15 protein-coding genes are annotated in these 24,418 nt (G+C 40.8%); 10 read left to right on the forward strand and 5 right to left on the reverse strand.

Features of this window, described 5'->3' with window-relative positions; all coding sequences use genetic code 11:
• The first annotated feature begins 400 nt into the window (after nucleotides 1-400).
• The 10 genes from ODU41_RS00675 (at nucleotide 401) to ODU41_RS00720 (ending at nucleotide 19,187) form a co-directional block, all read left to right on the forward strand.
• Entirely contained in the window at nucleotides 401-8,239 is a 7,839-nt protein-coding gene (locus tag ODU41_RS00675; RefSeq protein WP_398578586.1) for a KxYKxGKxW signal peptide domain-containing protein, read from the forward strand.
• Between the two features lie 100 nt (nucleotides 8,240-8,339).
• Entirely contained in the window at nucleotides 8,340-9,599 is a 1,260-nt protein-coding gene (secY2, locus tag ODU41_RS00680; RefSeq protein ID WP_024385146.1) for an accessory Sec system protein translocase subunit SecY2, read from the forward strand.
• A gap of 10 nt (nucleotides 9,600-9,609) precedes the next feature.
• Nucleotides 9,610-11,202: an accessory Sec system protein Asp1 gene (gene asp1, locus ODU41_RS00685; RefSeq protein WP_398578542.1), complete on the forward strand. Its 1,593-nt coding sequence runs from the start codon at nucleotides 9,610-9,612 to the stop codon at nucleotides 11,200-11,202.
• Nucleotides 11,177-12,751: an accessory Sec system protein Asp2 gene (gene asp2, locus ODU41_RS00690; RefSeq protein WP_105119018.1), complete on the forward strand. Its 1,575-nt coding sequence runs from the start codon at nucleotides 11,177-11,179 to the stop codon at nucleotides 12,749-12,751. The genes asp1 and asp2 overlap by 26 nt, the downstream gene beginning before the upstream one ends.
• Complete coding sequence (gene asp3 / locus ODU41_RS00695) at nucleotides 12,751-13,308, forward strand: accessory Sec system protein Asp3 (protein ID WP_024385149.1); 558 nt, start codon at nucleotides 12,751-12,753, stop codon at nucleotides 13,306-13,308. The genes asp2 and asp3 overlap by 1 nt, the downstream gene beginning before the upstream one ends.
• Nucleotides 13,305-15,704: an accessory Sec system translocase SecA2 gene (gene secA2 / locus ODU41_RS00700; RefSeq protein ID WP_274719584.1), complete on the forward strand. Its 2,400-nt coding sequence runs from the start codon at nucleotides 13,305-13,307 to the stop codon at nucleotides 15,702-15,704. The genes asp3 and secA2 overlap by 4 nt, the downstream gene beginning before the upstream one ends.
• Before the next feature lie 19 nt (nucleotides 15,705-15,723).
• Nucleotides 15,724-17,223: an accessory Sec system glycosyltransferase GtfA gene (gtfA, locus tag ODU41_RS00705; RefSeq protein WP_029171037.1), complete on the forward strand. Its 1,500-nt coding sequence runs from the start codon at nucleotides 15,724-15,726 to the stop codon at nucleotides 17,221-17,223.
• A gap of 3 nt (nucleotides 17,224-17,226) precedes the next feature.
• Nucleotides 17,227-18,540 (forward strand): accessory Sec system glycosylation chaperone GtfB, encoded by a 1,314-nt coding sequence (gene gtfB / locus ODU41_RS00710; RefSeq protein WP_395379484.1) that lies wholly within the window; start codon nucleotides 17,227-17,229, stop codon nucleotides 18,538-18,540.
• A gap of 9 nt (nucleotides 18,541-18,549) precedes the next feature.
• A complete protein-coding gene (locus ODU41_RS00715; protein WP_153308745.1) occupies nucleotides 18,550-18,717 on the forward strand; it encodes a hypothetical protein in 168 nt (55 codons plus the stop codon).
• A gap of 128 nt (nucleotides 18,718-18,845) precedes the next feature.
• Entirely contained in the window at nucleotides 18,846-19,187 is a 342-nt protein-coding gene (locus ODU41_RS00720) for a metal-sulfur cluster assembly factor (protein ID WP_024406534.1), read from the forward strand.
• Between the two features lie 382 nt (nucleotides 19,188-19,569).
• Here ODU41_RS00720 and ODU41_RS00725 read toward each other — a convergent pair whose 3' ends face one another.
• The 5 genes from ODU41_RS00725 to ODU41_RS00745 all read right to left on the reverse strand — a co-directional run bounded on the left by ODU41_RS00725 (nucleotide 19,570) and on the right by ODU41_RS00745 (nucleotide 24,251).
• Complete coding sequence (locus tag ODU41_RS00725; RefSeq protein WP_044673901.1) at nucleotides 19,570-19,956, reverse strand: DUF6176 family protein; 387 nt, start codon at nucleotides 19,954-19,956, stop codon at nucleotides 19,570-19,572.
• A gap of 50 nt (nucleotides 19,957-20,006) precedes the next feature.
• Entirely contained in the window at nucleotides 20,007-21,722 is a 1,716-nt protein-coding gene (gene ilvD, locus ODU41_RS00730) for a dihydroxy-acid dehydratase (RefSeq protein WP_395379487.1), read from the reverse strand.
• Nucleotides 21,723-21,882: 160 nt separating this feature from the next.
• A complete protein-coding gene (locus ODU41_RS00735) occupies nucleotides 21,883-22,299 on the reverse strand; it encodes a hypothetical protein (protein WP_074391658.1) in 417 nt (138 codons plus the stop codon).
• Complete coding sequence (locus ODU41_RS00740; protein WP_074391659.1) at nucleotides 22,274-23,212, reverse strand: phosphodiester glycosidase family protein; 939 nt, start codon at nucleotides 23,210-23,212, stop codon at nucleotides 22,274-22,276. Before ODU41_RS00740 ends, ODU41_RS00735 begins: the two co-directional genes overlap by 26 nt.
• Entirely contained in the window at nucleotides 23,199-24,251 is a 1,053-nt protein-coding gene (locus tag ODU41_RS00745; protein WP_398578543.1) for a glycosyltransferase, read from the reverse strand. The genes ODU41_RS00740 and ODU41_RS00745 overlap by 14 nt, the downstream gene beginning before the upstream one ends.
• Nucleotides 24,252-24,418 lie beyond the last annotated feature (167 nt).

Raw genomic sequence — 24,418 nt, forward strand, 5'->3', positions numbered from 1 at the left:
AATTATCTGTAAAATGAATTCGATTATATTGAATAATTTGATAAAGTTTTGCGAGGATGTTACGTGTGTATTGCACTTAAAAAACAATAAAAAAATTGCTAAATTAACAAAGGTATATTTATAAGTTAATATATAAACATATGTATGTTTGTTTAAGAAAATACGATGATTTGTCTAAATGAAAAGACTGATTGAGGTTCTCTATATGCCTGAAAACGCTGTAAAATGGCAATTATTTTATTATTTATACAAATGTATTAAAAAACGAATGTTCTGAGCATAAAGAGTTGACAACCTTTGTTGTTTTAGGTAGAATATCGTATAAACCTCCAAAAAAATATATTTATAAATATGTTTTTGCGAGAAAATTATATATCAATATACAAGTTATGAGGTATTTATGGAAAGAAAAAACGGAAAGCGGTATACTGAGGTCTCGCGTAAAAGCCGAGTGAAAATGCACAAGTCTGGGAAGCATTGGGTACGTACAGTTATGTCACAGATTGGGCTTATTCAATTGGGGAAACGTAGCGCTTCTGAAAGTCCAAAAATAAAATTAACTTCTGCAAGTCAGCAAGAGTCTGCTGCGAAGATGTTGCGTGGATTGGTAGCTGCAAGTGCTGTGGTCGGTGGAGGACTTACTGCAGAGCAAGTTCTTGCCGAAGATACGGTAATTGCTACTGAAGTAACCACATCAGTGTTGGCTAACGAAGACACTATTAGCATGAGTGATGCTGGTACGGAATCAGATACATCTTCACAATCAGTAAGTGAATCCGAGTCGACAAGTCATTCAGAGTCAATCAGTGACTCTGAATCTATTAGTAGTTCGGAATCTGATAGCATATCAGCTTCGACAAGTGAGTCAATATCAGAAAGTGAATCGATTTCATTTAGTGAATCTACTTCTTCAAGTGAGTCGACAATTGCTTCAGAAAATAGTCAGTCTTCATCTACGACATCAGAGCTATCAGAGAGTTCAACTGCAGAGTCGACAACTTCAGAAGAAACTCCTCAACAAGTCTTGGACCAAGTGGTGTCGGAAGCAGAAATTCTTATTCGGATTGCCGAGTCGAAACTAGAGGCTGCTCCAGATAGTGATTTAGCAGTTGCTGTAGCTGTTTCCCGAACAAATTTAGAAACAGCGAAACAATTGTTGGGGAATTCGAATGCGACGACAACAGATATTCAGACGATTACTTCTGCCCTTCAAAATAGTTCTCAATTGTTAGGGTTAGAGTTGCTGAAAAACGAAGAAGATGGTATCATTACATATGCATTAGATACATCAACTACAGTTACTCTCAAAGTAGGCACAGGTCAGGGAGTTCTTTTTGCTACTACTTCAGTTGCAAATCCAGCCATGACAGATGCAAATGGTGCAAAAATTTCAGATCCGACGAATACAACGATCTTTACACCGTCTTCGGAAGCGGAGCGTTTTACTTTTAATTATTCTAAACTCAATTGGTTTGCGGATCAGTTGACTGATACTACCGTTAAGGAAAATTATTACTTCCGCTATTCACTAGACTATGATTCATCTACTTCAACAACGTATGTAGAATTGGTTAATAAGTCTACGAATACAGTTGTAGAAAGTCATACGTTGGATAAGGGGCAACAGGCGACTTTTACTTATTTCCAAAACTATTCAGGAGCCAATAATCTTCCGCTAGTTGTATCGTATGGAGATAGCACGGCATCTTCTACAACAGCAGGGGAATTGCAGGTTCTCTATAATGGTGGTACGGTAACGAACACGCTGGTTCCAACCTATCAACTATATACAACTTATTATAAAACAACAGATGGGACGACTATTGCGACCTACACGATGATGGGGATTGGTGGGCAAATGGCAACTCCATCAGGTGTTCGGACGTTTACAGGATATGATTATGCAAGTAAAACCGGTGGAGAAACTGTAAGGTTATATTCTGTCGGAACGCTCTACAATGATGGTGCGATTGCTTCCTCGTATATCAAGCGTTTAGCAGAAGTTGTTAGTGATGATGGGGATGTAATTAAATCAATTTGGTTAAAGGATCCGACCTATACAGGTACGGTTGACTACAACTCGGCAGATACAACAGGTTTTATCAAAGTGATGGAGACCTCAGTAATGTCTCCGGGTACCTATAATACAAGTTTGGTTGTACCTACTAATAGCATTATCAACGCTACTGAGTCTGCGCAGATTACAGCGAATGCTCAAGCGGGTAAACGTGATAACGATATCTTTGTCACTGTCTATGAAGATAATTATCTTTCGATTCGTATAGGTTTTGATGGCTATACTAAGGCTGCTTCGGGTTACAGTTATGCATCAAGTATTCTGGTTCAAACTATTCTCAAAACAACTCATCCAGATTATAATCCGAATTTTACTACAGTTAATCCGAACACTAAAGGAGTAACTGCAAACCTATATAATGGACTAACTTCTAATACGGTAAATGAAACGACATACTACTATACGATTGATACTTCTGAATCAATTTCGATTTCTAATTCGGTTTCGGCGTCAGAATCGGTATCTAGTTCTGAGTCAACGTCCAAGTCGGAGTCAGTATCACAGTCGATTTCTAACTCAGTGTCAGAATCAGTACATGAATCTGTATCTGAATCGATTTCGGAGTCAGTTAGTGAATCCCTTTCTGAATCGGTATCGGAGTCAGTTAGCGAGTCTGTATCTGAATCCGTCTCAGAATCTATCTCAGAGTCAGTCAGCGAATCAATTTCAGAATCTGTATCTGAGTCCATCTCAGAGTCGGTAAGCGAGTCGATTTCCGAATCTGTCTCAGAATCCATCTCAGAGTCAGTCAGCGAATCAATTTCAGAATCTGTATCTGAGTCCATCTCAGAGTCGGTCAGCGAGTCAATCTCTGAATCTACATCTGAGTCTATCTCCGAGTCAGTCAGCGAGTCGATTTCTGAATCTACATCAGAGTCCATCTCCGAGTCGGTAAGTGAGTCTATTTCAGAATCCGTCTCTGAATCGGTCAGCGAATCGATTTCAGAATCCGTATCTGAGTCCATCTCCGAGTCAGTTAGTGAATCCCTTTCAGAATCCATCTCCGAGTCAGTCAGCGAGTCGATTTCAGAATCAGTTTCTGAGTCTATCTCCGAGTCAGTCAGCGAATCGATTTCCGAATCAGTCTCTGAATCCATCTCAGAGTCAGTCAGCGAATCGATTTCCGAATCAGTATCAGAATCTATCTCAGAGTCAGTTAGCGAGTCGATTTCAGAATCCACATCTGAATCTATTTCAGAGTCAGTGAGTGAATCCGTCTCCGAGTCGGTAAGCGAATCGGTATCTGAATCCATCTCCGAGTCAGTCAGCGAGTCGATTTCCGAATCTGTATCAGAATCTATCTCAGAGTCAGTAAGTGAGTCCCTTTCTGAATCCGTCTCAGAATCCATCTCCGAGTCAGTTAGCGAGTCAATTTCAGAATCCGTCTCTGAGTCCATCTCCGAGTCAGTCAGCGAGTCAATTTCCGAATCCGTCTCAGAATCCATCTCCGAGTCAGTATCGGAATCAATTTCAGAATCCGTCTCCGAATCTATCTCTGAATCGGTAAGTGAATCAATTTCAGAATCGGTATCTGAATCTATCTCAGAGTCAGTAAGTGAATCGATTTCAGAATCTACATCTGAGTCCATTTCAGAATCAGTCAGCGAGTCTATCTCTGAGTCAGTGAGCGAATCTATTTCGGAATCTACATCTGAATCTATCTCCGAGTCAGTCAGCGAATCGATTTCCGAATCAGTCTCTGAATCCATCTCCGAGTCAGTATCAGAATCTATTTCGGAATCTACATCTGAGTCCATTTCAGAATCAGTCAGCGAATCGATTTCCGAATCCGTCTCAGAATCAATTTCTGAGTCTACATCAGAATCCATCTCCGAGTCAGTGAGTGAATCCATTTCGGAATCTACATCTGAATCGGTCAGCGAATCGATTTCCGAATCTGTCTCTGAGTCAATTTCCGAGTCAGTCTCAGAATCCATCTCAGAGTCAGTAAGTGAATCTATCTCAGAATCGGTCAGCGAGTCAATTTCAGAATCCGTATCTGAATCGATCTCAGAGTCGGTCAGCGAGTCAATTTCTGAATCTGTCTCTGAATCCCTTTCAGAATCAGTTTCTGAATCTATCTCTGAATCGGTCAGCGAGTCGATTTCCGAATCCGTCTCTGAGTCTATCTCAGAGTCAGTCAGCGAATCTATTTCGGAATCTGTATCTGAGTCCCTTTCAGAATCAGTTAGCGAGTCCCTTTCAGAATCTGTATCAGAATCCATCTCAGAGTCGGTCAGCGAATCTCTTTCGGAATCTACATCTGAGTCCCTTTCCGAGTCAGTAAGTGAGTCGATTTCTGAATCAGTATCTGAGTCCATCTCCGAGTCAGTGAGCGAATCCATCTCAGAATCAGTTAGCGAGTCAATTTCCGAATCTGTATCAGAATCTATCTCTGAATCCGTATCTGAGTCCATCTCCGAGTCAGTAAGTGAGTCCCTTTCAGAATCGGTATCAGAATCCATTTCAGAGTCGGTTAGTGAGTCGATTTCTGAATCCGTATCTGAGTCCATCTCAGAGTCAGTTAGCGAATCCCTTTCAGAATCTGTATCTGAGTCCATCTCAGAGTCAGTCAGCGAGTCGATTTCTGAATCTACATCTGAGTCTATCTCCGAGTCAGTCAGCGAGTCGATTTCAGAATCCATCTCAGAATCAGTCAGCGAATCTCTTTCAGAATCGGTAAGTGAATCGATTTCAGAATCAGTCAGCGAATCTATCTCCGAGTCAGTAAGTGAATCACTTTCAGAATCCGTATCAGAATCCATCTCCGAGTCTACATCAGAGTCAATTTCCGAGTCAGTCTCAGAATCCATCTCCGAGTCAGTTAGCGAGTCCCTTTCTGAATCCGTCTCAGAATCCATCTCAGAATCAGTCAGCGAATCTATTTCAGAATCTGTATCTGAGTCTATCTCCGAGTCAGTGAGTGAATCAATTTCTGAGTCTACATCAGAATCTATCTCAGAATCGGTAAGCGAATCCATTTCAGAATCGGTATCTGAATCTATCTCCGAGTCAGTAAGCGAATCCATTTCAGAATCCGTATCTGAGTCCATCTCCGAGTCAGTGAGTGAATCAATTTCTGAGTCTACATCAGAATCTATCTCAGAATCGGTAAGCGAGTCCATTTCAGAATCGGTATCTGAATCTATCTCCGAGTCAGTAAGCGAATCACTTTCAGAATCCGTATCTGAGTCCATCTCTGAGTCAGTAAGTGAATCTCTTTCAGAATCCGTCTCTGAATCAATTTCCGAGTCAGTAAGTGAGTCCCTTTCAGAATCCGTATCTGAGTCTATCTCTGAGTCAGTGAGCGAATCTATTTCGGAATCTACATCTGAATCTATCTCCGAGTCAGTCAGCGAATCGATTTCCGAATCTGTCTCTGAGTCCATCTCCGAGTCGGTCAGCGAGTCGATTTCCGAATCAGTCTCAGAATCCATCTCAGAGTCAGTGAGTGAATCCATTTCGGAATCTACATCTGAATCTATCTCAGAATCAGTCAGCGAATCTATTTCGGAATCTGTATCTGAGTCAATTTCAGAATCAGTTAGCGAGTCCCTTTCAGAATCAGTCTCAGAATCCATCTCAGAGTCGGTCAGCGAATCTATTTCGGAATCTACATCTGAGTCCCTTTCCGAGTCAGTCTCAGAATCTGTATCTGAGTCAATTTCCGAGTCAGTCTCAGAATCTATCTCTGAGTCAGTGAGTGAATCTATCTCAGAGTCAGTAAGTGAATCGATTTCAGAATCTGTATCTGAGTCCATCTCCGAGTCGGTCAGCGAATCGATTTCAGAATCCGTATCTGAATCTACATCTGAATCAATTTCCGAATCCGTCTCTGAGTCCATCTCCGAGTCGGTCAGCGAGTCGATTTCAGAATCAGTTTCTGAGTCCCTTTCCGAGTCAGTCAGCGAGTCGATTTCAGAATCCGTATCTGAATCCATCTCCGAGTCAGTCAGCGAGTCAATTTCCGAGTCAGTTAGCGAATCAATTTCCGAGTCAGTAAGTGAATCCATTTCGGAATCTACATCTGAATCTATCTCTGAATCAGTGAGCGAGTCCCTTTCAGAATCGGTATCTGAATCGATCTCAGAGTCAGTAAGTGAGTCCATTTCAGAATCCGTATCTGAGTCTATCTCCGAGTCAGTGAGCGAGTCTATTTCAGAATCCACATCTGAATCTATCTCTGAATCCGTATCAGAGTCCATCTCCGAGTCAGTCTCAGAATCTATCTCTGAATCCGTATCAGAGTCCATCTCCGAGTCAGTCTCAGAATCTATCTCTGAATCCGTATCTGAATCAATTTCCGAGTCGGTCAGCGAATCTATTTCGGAATCCGTCTCTGAATCGATTTCCGAGTCAGTGAGTGAATCCATTTCAGAATCCGTCTCTGAGTCCATCTCCGAGTCAGTAAGCGAATCGCTTTCAGAATCCGTATCTGAGTCTATCTCCGAGTCGGTCAGCGAATCCATTTCGGAATCTACATCTGAGTCAATTTCCGAGTCAGTCTCAGAATCTATCTCTGAATCCGTATCTGAGTCTATCTCCGAGTCAGTAAGCGAATCGATTTCAGAATCTGTCTCTGAATCTATTTCAGAATCCGTATCTGAGTCTATCTCCGAGTCGATCAGCGAATCCATTTCGGAATCTACATCTGAGTCAATTTCCGAGTCAGTCTCAGAATCTATCTCTGAATCCGTATCTGAATCCATCTCCGAGTCAGTCAGCGAGTCGATTTCTGAATCTACATCTGAATCGATTTCAGAGTCTACATCTGAGTCAATTTCTGAGTCAGTAAGTGAGTCTATTTCAGAATCCGTCTCTGAGTCTATCTCCGAGTCAGTCAGCGAGTCTCTTTCTGAATCCGTCTCTGAGTCAATTTCCGAGTCGGTAAGCGAGTCTATCTCCGAGTCAGTTAGCGAATCTATTTCGGAATCTACATCTGAGTCAATTTCAGAATCAGTTAGCGAGTCTATCTCCGAGTCAGTCAGCGAGTCGATTTCAGAATCCACATCTGAATCCACATCTGAATCCATTTCAGAGTCAGTTAGCGAGTCTATCTCCGAGTCGGTAAGCGAGTCAATTTCCGAATCCGTCTCAGAATCTATCTCAGAATCAGTAAGCGAATCAATTTCGGAATCAGTCTCTGAATCCATCTCTGAATCCATCTCAGAGTCAGTCAGCGAATCAATTTCAGAATCCGTATCAGAATCTATCTCTGAATCGGTAAGCGAATCAATTTCAGAATCCGTATCTGAGTCAATCTCAGAGTCAGTCAGCGAATCAATTTCAGAATCCGTATCAGAATCTATCTCCGAGTCAGTTAGCGAATCTATTTCTGAATCTACATCTGAGTCAATTTCAGAATCAGTCAGCGAGTCTATCTCAGAGTCAGTTAGCGAATCTATTTCTGAATCTACATCTGAGTCAATTTCAGAATCAGTCAGCGAGTCTATCTCAGAGTCAGTTAGCGAATCTATTTCTGAATCTACATCTGAGTCAATTTCAGAATCAGTTAGCGAGTCTATCTCAGAGTCAGTGAGCGAATCTATTTCTGAATCTACATCTGAGTCCATTTCCGAGTCAGTCTCAGAATCTATCTCAGAATCGGTCAGCGAGTCTCTTTCTGAATCCGTCTCTGAGTCTATCTCCGAGTCAGTCAGCGAGTCTCTTTCTGAATCCGTCTCTGAGTCTATCTCCGAGTCGGTAAGCGAGTCAATTTCCGAATCCGTCTCAGAATCTATCTCAGAATCGGTAAGCGAGTCACTTTCAGAATCCGTATCTGAATCCCTTTCCGAGTCAGTCAGCGAATCAATTTCAGAATCCGTATCAGAGTCTATCTCCGAGTCGGTCAGCGAATCGATTTCCGAATCCGTATCTGAATCTATCTCAGAGTCGGTTAGCGAATCAATTTCCGAATCTGTCTCTGAGTCTATCTCCGAGTCAGTAAGCGAATCGATTTCCGAATCCGTATCTGAATCTATTTCAGAGTCAGAATCAACCCCGTCTCGTCAATCTCAAACTCCGCGTAGACAAGGTGCGTTGCCAAATACTGGTGAACAATCATCAGCTTGGGCAGGAATCCTTGGGGCAGGTCTCCTTCTTGGTGGTTTGTATAAACGCCGTAAAAAAGAAGAGGAAGATGTCGAGGAAAATAGTAATTGACGACAGTGATATTTTCGAAGCTATTTATTTGAATAGCTTCGATTTATCATGTATTGTGAGAAGTGTATTCTCACAATACATGATAGAAAGAGGGTATAAAATGTTTGCATCAATGAAGAAAAAAATCCAAAGTTCATTAATTTTAAAAAGGATACTTTGGTCAGTTGGTATAATTTTTGTCTATATGTTAGGGAAATATATTCCTATTGGGACGTTGCCAGTTTATTCTGAAATAGGTGCTGGTGGGTATGATTTAACGAGTTCTCTAGATACTTTAGCGATGGTATCTGGAGGGAATTTTTCTATGCAGAATCTATTTTCATTGGGTTTAAGTCCTTGGATGACCAGTATGATTCTGTGGCGTTTTTTGAGCTTGTTTAAAGTGGTGAAAGTGGCAACGAAGCGACAAACTCAGTTATGGCAGATGTCACTGATGTTTATAATTGCTTTTATTCAAGCATACGGGTATAGTGGAGTTAGTGATTATTTCGAAATTCCAGCATTAGGACCACAGAGTAAAGTACTTTTGAGAATCAGTTCAATTGTTATCCTGATAGCAGGGAGCTATGTTCTTGCATGGCTTGCGGCTGTCAACGCTAGAAAAGGCGTTGGTGGACCATCAGTCATCATTATTTCGAATATGACCTTAACATTTTTAGTAAATATTGCTAGATTGGTATCTGAGAATCGCTTTGATATTTGGATTTGGTTGCTGATTACTCTGTTTGTCCTAGGTGGGGCATCAATTCTTATTTGGATCACGATTAGAGTCTTTAGAGCAGAATATCGAATCCCTATTCGAAGAATAACAATCGTTAGTTCCTTTGCAGAGGAGACGTACATCCCTCTCAAATTAACCCCAGCAGGTGGGATGCCGTTTATGTATGCGATGACCTTGATGACTCTACCTCCGTTATTTATTTCCATATTGCTCGGATTTTTCCCAGATAATGAAGCACTACAGTATCTTTCACAACATTTCTCGATGTCACAGCTAGTAGGAATAATTTTCTATCTTATTCTGTTATTTATTCTGGCAATTGGCTTTGCGTTCTTTAATTTGGATCCGGGAGAAATTGCTGAAGGAATGCAAAAAGGTGGGGATTATATTGAAGGAGTTCGTCCAGGAGAAGCTACTAAGAAATACATCGGATCGTATTTGTGGAAATTGGCAATTATAGGTGCAATTTATACAAGTTTAATGGGTGGTATTCCCATGTTGATTATTTGGAGCCAATCAGGGCAGATAAGTTTTGCTATTCTTATACAAAACATCTATATTATGACCACTCTGATGTTAGGGATTGTAGAGCAAATAAGTGTAATGCAAACTTGGAAACAGTACGATGACTTGATTTAAAGGAGAAAAAATGTATTATTTTATTCCGTCATGGTATAACGGAAATCGTAAGTGGTTTGTTGAAACGCCACTATGGTTCCGTGTATTTGAGCGTATGAGCTTTGATGATACAATCAACCAAATTCAGATGTTTCAAGCTGCTCATGAAGAAGCTGCGCTTATTTTGACATGCTACCACCCGCAACTTCGCTATTATTTACATAAACAAGGCTTATTAGATGTGAATTATTGGTCATTTTTTGATGATATTCAAAATATTCAAAGAAAGGAAACGAAGACAATTCCTTTTAAAGAATTAGGATGGCCTGAAGGAACTAGATTTATCTATTCCCCATTTATGGTATTGGCATATGTTGATAACGAAAAGATTGCTGATATTCATTTTGCCGAAAATGGTAATCTACACTTTGTTATTTTTTACGAAGAAAATAAAGAAGCTAGACGCTATTACTTTGACGATAGAGGATTTTTATCTAGCATTCAATATTCAAAAGATGGTGTTCCTAGTTATCAAGATTACTTAAATGAATTTGGTGTATGGCAGGTTCGAGAACATCTAACTCGAAAGCATAGTGTGATTGAAATCAATCCATCGGCCGATCAAATCTTCCATAAATTAGAGTATGATGCCTGGGAGGAATTGTTTAAAGAACGTGTACAATTACTGAAATCTGAGTGGATGAAACCAGATGACTTTTTGGTGGTAGCTAGTGATTTACGTCATAATGATCTTATCTTTAATAATTTTAGCGAGTATCGAAAGGTATTTTCTCTCTTTGGCGATCGTTTTGATGTAAAAAATACTGAGGCGCTAAAGCTGGTTGTTGAGGCTGCAAGTTTAGTAATTATTGATACTGAGGCAGCAGAACGGCAGCTTTTGGCAGAAATCGAACAACACCACTTACCACATCGTTTTATTAATCGCGTTACTCCATTTGATACTCGTCTTCGCTTAGGGCGTAGCCAGACAATTAAAGAACTAATTATCTATTTCTTAATTGATGGTATAGATCAAACCCGTTATCGTCTAGCTTTAGATGAAATTTTAGGAACAATGATGGAGAATCCACTGATAGAACTTCATTTAATAAGTTATGAGAACGGTAGAAAAAAAGAGCAGGTAACAGAAGAAGTCTTGCAGATTATTAATGAAAATTATTCATTAGAACGATTCACTGATTTGGTGGAAAATGAAAGCGAGAACTTACTGGAAGAAGATGAGGAAATAGAGTTAACTGCTATCCAGTTCAAACATTTTACAAATGAAAATCAGATTATAAAAGAATTGGATACAGCAAGATTAGTGATTGATTTGAGTGAAAAACCTCACATATATACTCAAATTGCAAGCATTAGTGCTGGTTTGCCTCAAATTAATATGATAAAAACTGAGTATGTGACCCATTCAGAAAACGGTTGGATTGTTGATGAGGTTTCAGGGATTTCGGAAGCTATTCGTTATTATTTTGACGGCTTGAGCAATTGGAATAACTCGCTTATTTATACAGTTCAAAAAATGGGTGATTATACTAGTGGAAAAATCATAGCCCATTGGAAAGAATTATTGGAAAGTAAAAATGAAACTATTGCAGATAGGGGATGAGAACTGGGCGAAAGACCTAGAACTTCCCGAACAAATAGAGTGGTTATACACACCAAGTGATAAACTACAAGATTACTTAGAGGGATTAAAAGCTGCTGAAATTGCTAAGATACCCGAGGAAAGACTAGCTGAAATGGAAGAACCTCCAAAAGTTCATATTCATTTTTCAGGTGTGGTAGTTACTTCGGATATTGCGGAAGAAGTACTGGAGCAACTTACCTCTAATGTTGATGCTTACTCTCTATTTAAGGATAAGGGAGTCACGATTTTCGATCAGCGAGTAGATGGAATGTGTCGACGAGCGGTAATGAGGGAACTACCTATTGAGGAATCACATTACGACACCATACTTTATCTATATCGGAATTTATTTGGTGGGCAATATGGTGCAAAATTAAAGATTCCTGAAATTGATGTAAATCCACACTTTAAAGGACAAGTATCATACGATGGAAATGTTGGTGTGAATTTTGAAGGCGACTTTGGTAAAGACTTTACAACACTATATACATTTCGGTATAATCTGCCTGTTTTCTCTATGTCATTGGAACTTTGGCCAGAATTCATAAAAGAAGGCGACTGTCAACTCCGAATGGAGATTGTTTGCCTTCGCAAGGGATCGCTTGGCGATGTGTATAAAACTCTGATTATTGACGAATGTGACTTAAAAGAGCCATATATTTTAAGGACAGATGAGGAAGTTGGCCATTATTCTATTTCATTTAGTGTAAAAGGAAGTGGAAAGCTAAAATTTGGTGTAACTCACTGGAGATACTCTCGAGAAGGGCTTGGGCGGTTTGTTTTAGGTGGAAAGCGACACGTTGATGAAAAAAGACAAGAGATTTTTACCTATTTCAATCCTGGAGATTTAAAACCACCACTGAATGTATACTTTTCTGGTTTCCGTGGAGCGGAAGGTTTCGAAGGGTTCTTTATGATGAAAGCCATGAGAACTCCATTTATGTTAATTGCTGATCCGCGTTTAGAAGGTGGGTGTTTCTATTCTGGAACAGAGCAATTGGAAAAGAATGTGATTGATGCCATTCAGGAGTCGTTAGACTATCTTGGTTTCACATCCGATCAATTGATTTTATCCGGGTTGTCGATGGGCGCATTTGGTGGTCTCTACTATGCTTCTCACTTCAAACCGCACGCTGTCATTGTTGGGAAACCATTTACAAATCTAGGAGATACAGTTGCTAACTTGAAGTTGAAGAGACCAGATGAGTTTGAAACAAGTGGTGATATGATTCGAAATGTCGTTGGAGGATCAGACGAAGCAGCGATTGAACGTTTTAACCAGCATTTTTGGAATAAATTTGGTAAGGTAGACTTTGATAAGACGGAATTTGCTATTGCTTACATGCAACAGGATGACTATGATGGTCATGCTATGGAGCGTTTAGTAGAGCATCTGGCAGATAGTGATACACATATCTATGCCAAGGGATATGAGGGACGTCACAATGATAATAGTAGAGCCATTAATAGGTGGTTCATGACGCAGTATCATAAATTCTTGAAGAACGATTTTGGAAGGAAGCTCTAATGGAAGGACGATTAATACAAAAGATTTATTGGGGAGATACAGCGAATGGTGGAAATTATTTGTATGGCTCTGTAATTGATCATTTTGATAAAAAGGTTCAGTTTGAAAATCTTCGTTTTGCTTCTGGTAAACCAATAAAACGATGGCATTCTAGGACCAATTATCAAGGGGATCGTCAGTCGCCGAATCTGCCACTTTTGCGTCCGGGTTATCGCTATCGTATAGAACACAACTATTCTGTTGAACCAGAAGGTCGTGCTTACATTGAATTGCAATATTTTAATCGCCAAGGCGAGGTTGTTGGATTAGATATCTTGAAAAATGGAGAACAAGAGTTTGTTTACCCTGCTGATGCCTTCACTTACAATATGGCTTTAGTTAGTGCAGGCTGTCAGCGTGTTTATTTTTCTGATATTGCACTATATGTCTTGGATGAGATTGACACCCACTACCAATCTAGAAAAGCGAGGGGGTATTACAGCCAAAATCGTTATCCGCAGGATTTAGAATTTGTAACAGGCCTTATCCGAAATACTAGAGAAGAGGAAGGGGTATGAAGTTAAGAAATAATACTTCAATTTTAAACAAATATCGGTTGTTTAAAATTAGGCGTATCACTAAAAAAATTATTAAACTAGAATCTGAGTATCGCCAAATGACCGATGAAGAGCTTTCTGGTCAGACAATAAAATTCAAAGAACGCCTTGCACAAGGGGAGACTTTGGATGATTTGTTGGTAGAGGCTTTTGCAACTGTGAGGGAAGCCTGCTACCGCATACTAGGGCAGTTTCCCTACGAAGTTCAAGTCATGGGAGGCATCGCCCTCCACCAAGGCTGTATTGCAGAAATGCGTACCGGAGAAGGAAAGACCCTAACTGCAACAATGCCTCTTTACCTAAATGCACTAATGGGTAAGGGAGCGATACTAGTAACCACTAATGCCTACCTCGCTGTTCGTGATGGGGAAGAAATGGGAAAAGTCTATCAGTTCCTAGGCTTGACCGTTGGGATTGGTGCGAAGGAAGAAGAAGATACTGATACGAATCAAGATTCAGAAGAAGATAGGGAAAGTGTCTATATGGCAGATATTACCTATACAACTAGTGCAACACTTGGTTTTGATTATCTCTCTAATAATCTTGCGTCATCTGCAGAAGGCAAATTCCTACGAGACTTTAACTATGTAATCGTTGATGAGGCGGATGCCGTCTTACTAGACAGTGCTCAGACACCGTTGATTATTTCGGGTTTTCCACGAGTGCAGTCAAACCTATTTGATATTTGTAATCAGTTCATTCTAACCTTAAAAGAAGGTGAGGAATTCTTTTTTGACCCAGATAAAAAAGAAGTTTATCTGACAGATAAAGGGAATGACTATGCAGAATCGTATTTTGATATAGATGAACTCTACTCATCCGAAAGCTGGGAGTTGAATCGTCATATTAACTTGGCTCTCCGCGCTCATTATCTTTATCGGAAAAACTTTGATTATGTCGTGCAGGATGATGAAATCAAACTGTTGGATAATCGGACAGGCCGGGTGTTAGAAGGAACACGTTTGCAATCCGGTATTCACCAAGCTATCGAGACAAAAGAAAAGGTCAAAAAGACTAAGGAAAGTCGAGCGATGGGCTCAGTCACCTATCAGAGTCTATTTAACATGTTTCCGAAAATCGCAGGAATGACTGGAACTGGACATCAGGCTGAAGATGAATTGATTGAAACTTATCATGTTCCTGTAGTTTCTATTCCGACAAATAAACCGACCCAGCGCATTGACTACCCGGATAAGATATATGCCACCCTACCAGAGAAGTTATATGCCACCATTGAGATGGTAAAAAAACTTCATGCGAAGGGGCAGCCTGTATTATTAATTTCAGGAACTGTAGAAATCACGCAAATTTATTCCAAGATGTTGTTGCAAGAAGGAATTCCGCACAGTACCCTTACAGCTAATAATGTTGCCAAAGAGGCGCTTATTATTCAAGAAGCGGGACAATATGGAACTGTAACTTGTGCAACTATTATGGCTGGTCGTGGAACGGACATCAAACTTGGTCAAGGAGTGGCTGAACTTGGCGGGTTAGCAGTCATCGGAACAGAGCGGATGCCCAACAGTCGTATGGACTGGCAGTTGCGAGGTCGTTCAGGACGTCAGGGTGAACCGGGGATGTCACAATTTTTTGTCTCATTGGAAGATGAGTTGCTAGTCAATAATGGACCTGAGTGGGTTAAAAAGTACTTTAAGAAAAAGAACAACACCGAACGAAGGAATTATGGACAGCCCTTAAAATCGAAACGCTTCAAACGTGCACTTACGCATGCTCAAACAAAAAGTGAGGATGGGGCGATTAGTTCCCGTCGTTTTACGATTGAATATGATGAGAGCATGCGCATTCAGCGGAATAAGGTATATGCTCTTAGGGATAGGCTCATGTTGGAAGACCTGGATCTATCAGCCAAGGTAGAGAAAATTGTATTTGAAGTCATTGGAGATTTCTTACAGACCCATCCCAAACGTAGCCCTCATCAATTGAGACGCTATATTTTGGACAACTTTACCTACGAATTTAAAAAAATACCTGAAGATTTGCTTCTTGCTAGTGATACCCAAATTGAGGACCTACTTTTTCTAATCTTTAAAAAGGAAATGAAGAAGAAAGCTCGTATTGTTCAAACACATGAGGGGATGTCTGAATTTTATCGATTGGCAGTTTTAAAGGCTATTGATGAAGCTTGGATTGAAGAGGTAGATACGCTGCAACAGTTGAAAGGTGTGATAACGACGCGTTCAACAGCACAAAAAGGAAGTGTCTCCGAGTACTACAAAGAATCTTTGCGCTCCTACAAGGAAATGACTCGACAAATTCAGCAGAAAATTGTACGTAATATCATGCTAAGTACTATCGAAGTAGATAAAGAGGGAAGATTCTCTATTTACTTTGTATAAGGTGAAGTGAGGAAAGTGAATGACAATTTACAATATCAACCGAGGTATCGGTTGGGCCAGTAGTGGCGTTGAGTATGCTCAAGCCTATCGCGCGAGCATACTAAGAAATATTCAGCAAGACAGTAAATTTATTTTTACGGATATGTTCCAAGGTGAAAACCTTGCACATTATACAGCTAATATTGGTTTTCAAGATGAGGAAGTAGTATGGCTGTATGGATTTTTTACTGATGTGAAAACCAGATCGACAACCTACACCATTGGTCAGTTTGAATCGAGTTTATCATCTGGTATGGTTAAAATCTCACAAAACAATGACTCTATCCGCTATGAAGATAAGGAAAAGGGCATTGTAGCCGTTGGTTTTTTGAGAAAAGATCACCCAGACTATGTGCAACGTGTCGAATACCTATCCAAAGGGAAGCTTATTCGTAAAGACTATTTTAGTTATACAAAAATGTTCTCTGAATACTATGCACCAGTAGACAATCAGCCTAAGTTGTATCAACGGACATTCTTCAATGAAGATGGCAGTGTAGCCTATGAAGAAAACTGTGATGGTGAAAAGTCTCTATTCCGTTTCAAGGATACGATTTTATTTTCAAAAGAAGAATTGATTGGCTATATGTTGGATTGTTTGCAGTTGACCAGTCAAGATATTATTCTTGTGGATCGAGCGACGGGAACAGGTCAAGCTATTCTTCGTCATAAGGGAGCTGCAAAGGTTGCTGTTGTGATTCATGCAGAACACTACAATATTAATTCAATGACAGAGGATACCATTCTCTGGAATAATTATTATGAATATCAGTTTACCAATGCTGATAAAATTGACGCCTTCATCACATCCACCCAGGCTCAGAAAGATACGCTGTCTGCTCAATTTAAAAAATATACAAATTTAGATCCAGCTATTTTTGTCTTGCCAGTCGGTAGTTTAGATAAATTGCGTCATTCAGCCGAAGGAAGACGGCCATTCTCGCTTCTTACCTGTTCACGTTTAGCTGCAGAAAAACATATTGATTGGTTAGTTGAGGGTGTCGTCTTAGCGCAGAAGCAACTACCTGACCTAACATTTGATATTTATGGTGCTGGTGGTCAGCAATCGAAGTTGGCAAGCATGATTGAGCAACATCAAGCGCAAAGTTATATTCATCTCAAGGGGCACCATGATTTGACTGATATTTATCAGCAGTATCAAGTATATCTGACAGCCTCAACTAGTGAAGGCTTCGGTTTGACTCTGATGGAAGCTATCGGCTCAGGTTTGCCGATTATTGGTCTGGATGTTCCGTACGGGAACCAAACCTTTGTTGAAAATGAAAAAAATGGTTCTCTTATTCCGAGACAGGACCCAGATGATGCTATTATCTATGCACAAGAATTTGCGAAGCGCTTGATTCAACTGTATCAATCTAACCAATTGGATGCCTGGCATCAGGCTTCTTACAAGCGGGCAGAAGAATTTCTAACCAGTCGTCTAGAAGAAGCTTGGCAAACATTTATCGAGGAGGTGTAAGCGATGATTTTATTATTTGATTATTTTCATACAGCTAGTCAAGATTTGTACTACTCCTTGAAGCAAGCAGGGCTTACAGGCTCTACTGTTGCCATCAACGATGATGTTTTTTTGCCAGAAGGTGTGACATCCGTTTATTCATACTATTGCCAGATGGAAGCCGGTCACGGAAAACCTCTTTATTTTAATCAGATAAAGGTGCCACCATTCTGGGAAATTACAGGGACTAACGGTGAGGGAGAAATCTGGGAATATAGCGAAAAACGTGCGAAAATTTTCTATGCAGAGCCCAAGCATTTACGACATGTGAAGAATGTTGATTGGATGGATAAGAATGAAAAAGTTCGTTTTACAGACCATTACAATCAATATGGCTGGCTCTATGCTCGGACCTATTTTACTGCAGAACAAAAGGCAACAACGCGTAGTTATTTTACTCGCGAAGGCTTGGAAGTCATTGTAGAAAACTTTATGACTGGCGATGTTATCCTAAATTGGCAAGGAAAGACTCATTTTTTTGAAAATCGTGTAGCATTTTTAAAACACTACTTTAAAGAGATGGGCTGGGATACTTCGCAAATTTGGTATAATTCCCTGTCGACTCCTTTTTTCCTATCTTACAATATGCCACAACCAGGACAGGATATTCTTTTCTGGCAGGAAACGATAGGAGATGACATTCCTGGTAATATGAAAATTTTACTGGCTAGTGCTACTCAACGCACCCAGACCGTCGTGGTTCAGGATAAGGCTACTTTTGACAAGATGCGGACGCTTCTGCCTGCAGAACAGGCTGAAAAGTTAGTGTATCTTGGCTATATCTACCCTCAAAGACGTGAGAATCAGAACCGGCAAGACATTTTTATTTTTACAAACTCGGATCAGATTGAGCAACTGGACTATTTGACGACTGCTCTGCCGAATTTCAAATTCCATATTGCTGCCTTGACTGAAATGTCACAGCGTTTGATGGCTTTTGATACCAGGGACAATGTTCAACTTTACCCAAATATTTCACAAAGGGCGCTTGAACGATTATATGATACCTGTGACATCTATTTGGACATCAATCATGGAAGTCAAGTAATGGAAGTGGTTCGGAAAGCCTTTGAGCAAAACATGTTGATTTTTGCTTTTGAAAATACTGTTCATAATGCTTCGTTAATCATTAAAGATCATATTGTACCACAGGCAGAACCACACAAATTAGTAGAACTACTGAATGCGAATGCTGGGCGACTGACTGACAAGGTCCTTGAACAGCGCACCCATACAAGTAATGAATTTGTAGAAAACTATGTAGCTATCTTAGGCTAGGGGAGGCTTTTGATGACAAAAAAAAATCAACTATTAGAAGATGAAATCACTCAACAAATTCAAGAAGCTCGTTACGTTGAACCAAAACCGGATAAGAAAAGACGAGGTCTTTTCTATAAAACCATCATTTTCTTAGTTACACTAGCCATTCTCTATTCTCTATTACGTCGATTCTAGAGAAGGCTGAACATTAAAAAGAGGTTTCGTTCAAACCTCTTTTTTGAATATTCAGAATTTGCAAATTTTTCTTGAAAATTGATAAAAAATATGAGAAAATGATACAAATTAGAAAGATGAGAAAGCTAATGAGAGAAGATATTCAGATTAATGAACGAGCCTTAACTGTATCAGAACAGTTGATAGAGGTTTTAGAATCTATTTACGATCCTGAAATTGAACTAGACATCTACAATTTGGGTTTGATTTATGAGATTCATTTAGATGAAGCTGGTTTTTGTAAGGTTGTCATGACCTTTACAGATTCAGGTTGTTCTTGTGCGGATACTATGCCTGGTGAATTGGTTGCAGCCTTGAAAACGATTGATGGTATAAACGATGCACAGGTAGAGATTGTCTGGTCTCCTGCTTGGAAGATGACCCGTATCAGCCGTCTCGGACGTATTACGCTTGGTATCAGTCCGAAATAAAAAGAAAATGGGAGCTGGAAAGAACTCGACGATCAAAAGAGTTCCCCTCGCTTCCAAATATGTTGGTTCGGGCTAAAATAGTCCACTGGACTATTTCACTCCCACCCCCGCATAGCTCCAAAGGTTCGGGGGCTGGAGATAGGGCGAATAGAGTTCGCTACAAAACTGTCTCCCAGACAGTTTGAGGTTGGAGATAAAGCGAACTTTGTTCGCAACAGTCGTAATGGTCGGATTTGGAGTGTAAAACACGAATTGCTGAGATTTGCTTTGCAAATCTTATCTCCAACCTTTAACAGTCCAATGGACTGTTAAAGCCAATCAACCACTGCGCTGAGATGTTGACACGAACTCTGAAAAGTGAGGCTGGACTTTCTGTCCAGCCTCACTTTTTAAATGTTTCATCGTATTGTCTGTCTAATTCTTCCATGGTTTCATAAACAGGTTTGGGAATCATGACAACTTGCGGATCCAAATCGACCATGCCATAGCTCGGGTCGATACATTCTTCCCAGTACTCTAAATGTTTTTTGTCGATATAGGATTCTGAATCTTCGACTTCAATCCCTCCTTCGGCTTGGACAGAGTACCAGTAGAGGTATTCGCGTCCGTCCAATACCTCACGGAAGATGGTTTCGACATACATTTTCTCTCCTTCAAGAGTGAGGAGAGTATCTTCCATGTGCTCGTTGAGAAAGGCCATCCATTCATCTACTTTGGCAGTTTTCCCTTCTTTGACTCGAAAGCGGGAGAGTTCGACGTTTAGTTTCATTTTTTCTCCTTTTGGAAAACCCTGCCACGAGGACAGGGTCGTTGAGTTCCTTATTTTTTCCCCGTACGTTCTGGTCTCCAGAAGTCGGTAACGGCTCCTTTAGAGGCAGAGGATACAGTGTGGGCGTATTTTCCGAGAACACCACGAGAGTAGAGTGGTGGAATAACAGTTGTTTTCTTGCGTTCTTCGATTTCTTGGTCAGAAACGTGCATGGTGATTTCTTTGGTATCTTGATCAACCGTCACCAAATCACCTGTACGGAGGTAGGCAATTGGACCACCATCCTGAGCTTCAGGTGCGATGTGTCCCACAACCAGTCCATAGGTACCACCAGAGAAACGACCGTCTGTTAGAAGGGCTACCTTGTCACCTTGGCCTTTTCCGACAATCATAGAAGAAAGGGACAACATTTCAGGCATACCAGGACCACCTTTTGGTCCAACATAGCGGACAACAACCACATCGCCATCTACGATTTCGTCAGTCAAGACTGCTTCGATTGCCTCTTCTTCTGAGTCAAAGACCTTGGCTGGACCTGTATGGTTGCGGACTTTCACACCAGAAACCTTGGCAACGGCACCTTCAGGAGCAAGGTTACCTTTGAGGATGATGAGTGGGCCATCTGCACGTTTTGGATTTTCAAGCGGCATGATGACATCTTGACCTGGAGTCAAGTCTGCAAAATTCTCTAGGTTTTCAGCAACGGTTTTACCTGTACATGTGATACGGTCGCCATGAAGGAAACCGTTTTTGAGCAAGTATTTCATGACAGCTGGGACACCGCCGACATTGTAGAGGTCTTGGAAGACATATTTTCCAGATGGTTTGAGGTCAGCTAGGTGAGGTACTCGTTCTTGGAAATCATTGAAATCTTCCAAGGTCAAGTCAACGTTGGCAGCGTGAGCAATGGCTAGCAAGTGCAGAGTAGCGTTGGTGGAGCCACCGAGTGCCATGGTGACTGTAATGGCATCTTCAAAGGCTTCACGAGTCATAATGTCAGATGGTTTGATGCCAAGTTCTAGCATGCGGACAACGGCACGACCTGCTTCTTCAATATCTGCTTTTTTCTCAGGTGATTCAGCAGGGTGAGAAGAAGAGCCAGGAATAGACATGCCCATTACCTCAATGGCAGTAGCCATGGTATTGGCAGTGTACATTCCACCGCAACCACCAGGTCCAGGGCAAGCATTACACTCAATTTGACGAACCTCTTCAGCGGTCAAGTCACCGTTGTTCCATTTTCCGATTCCTTCAAAAACGGATACCAAGTCGATGTCTTTACCATTGAGATTACCTGGCGCAATGGTTCCGCCGTAGGCAAAAACAGCAGGGATATCCATATTGGCGATGGCAATCATGGAGCCAGGCATGTTTTTATCACAGCCACCGATTGCGACAAAGGCATCCACGTTGTGCCCTCCCATGGCTGCCTCAATAGAATCTGCAATGATATCACGTGAAGTCAAGGAGAAGCGCATACCAGGAGTTCCCATGGCAATCCCGTCTGCAACGGTGATGGTACCGTATTGGACAGGCCAGGCACCTGCCTCCTTGACCCCTTCCTTGGCTAATTTTCCAAAGTCATGAAGGTGGATGTTACAGGGTGTGTTTTCAGCCCATGTCGAAATAACCCCAACAATAGGCTTTTCAAAGCTATCGTCGGTCATTCCTGTTGCTCTTAACATGGCACGGTTAGGTGATTTGACCATCGAATCGTAGACAGAACTACGATGACGGAGGTTTTTTAGTGTATCTTTTTCGGTCATAATTTTCTTCTCCCTATCTTATTTTACCCATTATATCATAGATATGAAAGAAACGATAAAAGATTTGACAAATAATTGGAAATTTCCGAATTTTTCAACAATTTATTCTGCAGTAAAAGGCACCTAAAAATTTTAAGTGCCCTTATCATTTATTTGTAGATTAAGTGGTTGTTTTTCGGCGATTGTTTGCGGATGGATTGATGAAAAGACCGACTAACGATAGAACTAGGAAGGCTGCGCCGATGTACCAATAAGGTTGATCTAAGGTAGTTGAACGTCCAGATAGGTTGATAATGCCTAGGAGAAGGCAACCAGCTGTAATAGTTGCAACGCCAGAATTCCACAAATTATAGGAGAGACGTGAAAGAGTAGGTATAAGTTGCAGCAGACCGAGTAGCACAGCTCCGCCTATTAATGGTACACAGAACATATAATGCATAAAGACAGAGACTTCGCCATAGCTGAGACTTTCATAGATTCGACTGAAAATAAACAGGAAAGCTGTTATTGCTAAGTAGGAGATAAATGTTCTTGAAACTCTTGTAGTTGAATTAGTAACCGATGTAGACAATGTCACTCACCGCCCTTTCTGAGATAGTATTTCCATTTGTTGTTGGGTTGTTAATAACTTGACCGTTAAAGTAAAGAGTGGATGAACCACCGCCATCAAGGTTGTAGGCAGTTTGAGCACCATATTGTTTCATAACTTCTGCCAATTGATAGAGAGAGAGTCCTTCGCTTTCAGACGTACGTCCATCTGCTACGACGATGATATAATGATTTTCATCGATAATCCCGATAGCAGAACGAGGGTTGGATGACATTGCACGTCCAACTTCTGTTGAAGTATCGACGACAATTTCGCCGTTTTCGACCAATGATGGACCAAATGCTAAGAGGTTGACAACGCCCTTGTCAATCAATTCTTGGGCGGTAATCTCATTTTCATAAATGACCTCAAATGAGCCGTCTGCGTAGATGGCCAAGTCGCCATAAGATGCATTGTCCCGAACGGTGTCTCGATACAGAACTCTATTCTTAATAACATAACCAGTTGGGTTGGCTCCGTAGTAGTCACCATTAACCGCTAGAATGGCATTGTTTGCAGCCGCTGTTTCTGAGGTTTTAGCTGTTACGTTTGTACCGTAAGTGTTTTGTGCAAGTGCTGTTTTTAAATACTCGGGTGAGCTGACTTGAATATCTGCGACGTAAACAGTTGTGTTATTGGTGGTAATCGTCTCTAAATTTATCTGAATATTATCATCAGAGTAACTAGTATCAGTAGTAGATACATTGGTTGCTGTTGTGGTAGTGGTGGAAGACGAAGCTGTGGTCGTATTCTGCTCGCTCGTAGAAGTAGCATTGCTTGCTGAGACGGTTGTTATCGCTTCAGAAATGACGAAGGTTTTTAACATGGAGTAAGTAAAGCCTCCTGTCAAAAGCATTCCGAAGATGGATGCGTAGGCAAAGGGTTTTTTAAGCAATTTCATGGGAAAATGATTTCCTTTCTTTAAAAATAATATTCTTTTGAACAAACCAAGAAGCTAGGAAAAGGAAGATACCAACTGCAAGTTTGACAATGTAGAGGTTGAGTCCTAGAATTTGGTGGAAGAGATAGAGGAGGGCTGTATCGCAAAGGAAGAGGACAAGGGCTAGCGTAAAGTAGCCTGCGCCTGTTCGTGCGATGCTCTCTTCATTGTTAAAGACTAATTTCTTATTAAGTGCAAAATTGCAGGTAGCGCTACAAATGCGAGCAATCGTGTTTGCGACCAATAAGCGTACAGCAGTTGGTAAGCTAGTGAGTAGCAATAAGGCAAGTGCATATACTCCGTAGTCAACTAGAAATCCACCAAAAGATGTCAGGGCAAATTTGAAGAGATTTTTGTAAACGAGCAGCCCATCTTTTATGGGACGAAAATGCGAACTGGCATTATCATCGATATAAATAGTTTGGATTGGAACTTCCGTAATTTTATAGCGTTGACTTGCCTGAGTTAGCATGTTCATCTCGTACTCATAGCGGTCGCCTTCAATATCTAACATGAATGGAATTAAGTCAGTATGGAATCCACGCAAGCCTGTTTGGGTATCGGACACATTGACACCAGTTTGCAGTCTAAACAATACTCTGGTTAGTTTGTTACCAAAACGACTCCGAAAGGGAATGTCTTTGGTAAATTGACGGACGCCAAGAATCAGGCGGCTTGGTAGATTCATGGCTGCGCGTGCGACACGGTCAATATCATTTACAGCGTGTTGACCATCTGCGTCAGCAGTTACGATAACACCTGGTTTTCTCAAATCTTGGATGAAACTAAAGGCAGTCCGTAAGGCTTGGCCTTTTCCTTTGTTGACATCGTGGTGGAGAACAATGGCATAGGTTTTGGCGATTTCAAGAATATTTTTGGATGCGCCAGTACTACCATCATCCACAACGATGACCTGACAATTTAGCCTGTTTTTCATTATTTCTAATAGTTGGATTAATTTTTCATCTGGCTGGTAAGCCGGTATCACTACATAATACATATCCTAAACCTCATTTATTTTTCTTGTTGGGACTACTATACTGAAGTTTTCTAAAAGCAAGCTGAAACCAAGCCGGTCAAGGGATTTGCTTAAGTTTTGCTTAAGAAAATGTTAGGAAATAGTTAAGAAAACGAACAAATGTAGGAATTTTCAGAAAATTCCTTGAC

This window comes from Streptococcus sp. 2022WUSS083, from assembly GCF_044427155.1.
Taxonomy (GTDB): domain Bacteria; phylum Bacillota; class Bacilli; order Lactobacillales; family Streptococcaceae; genus Streptococcus; species Streptococcus hashimotonensis.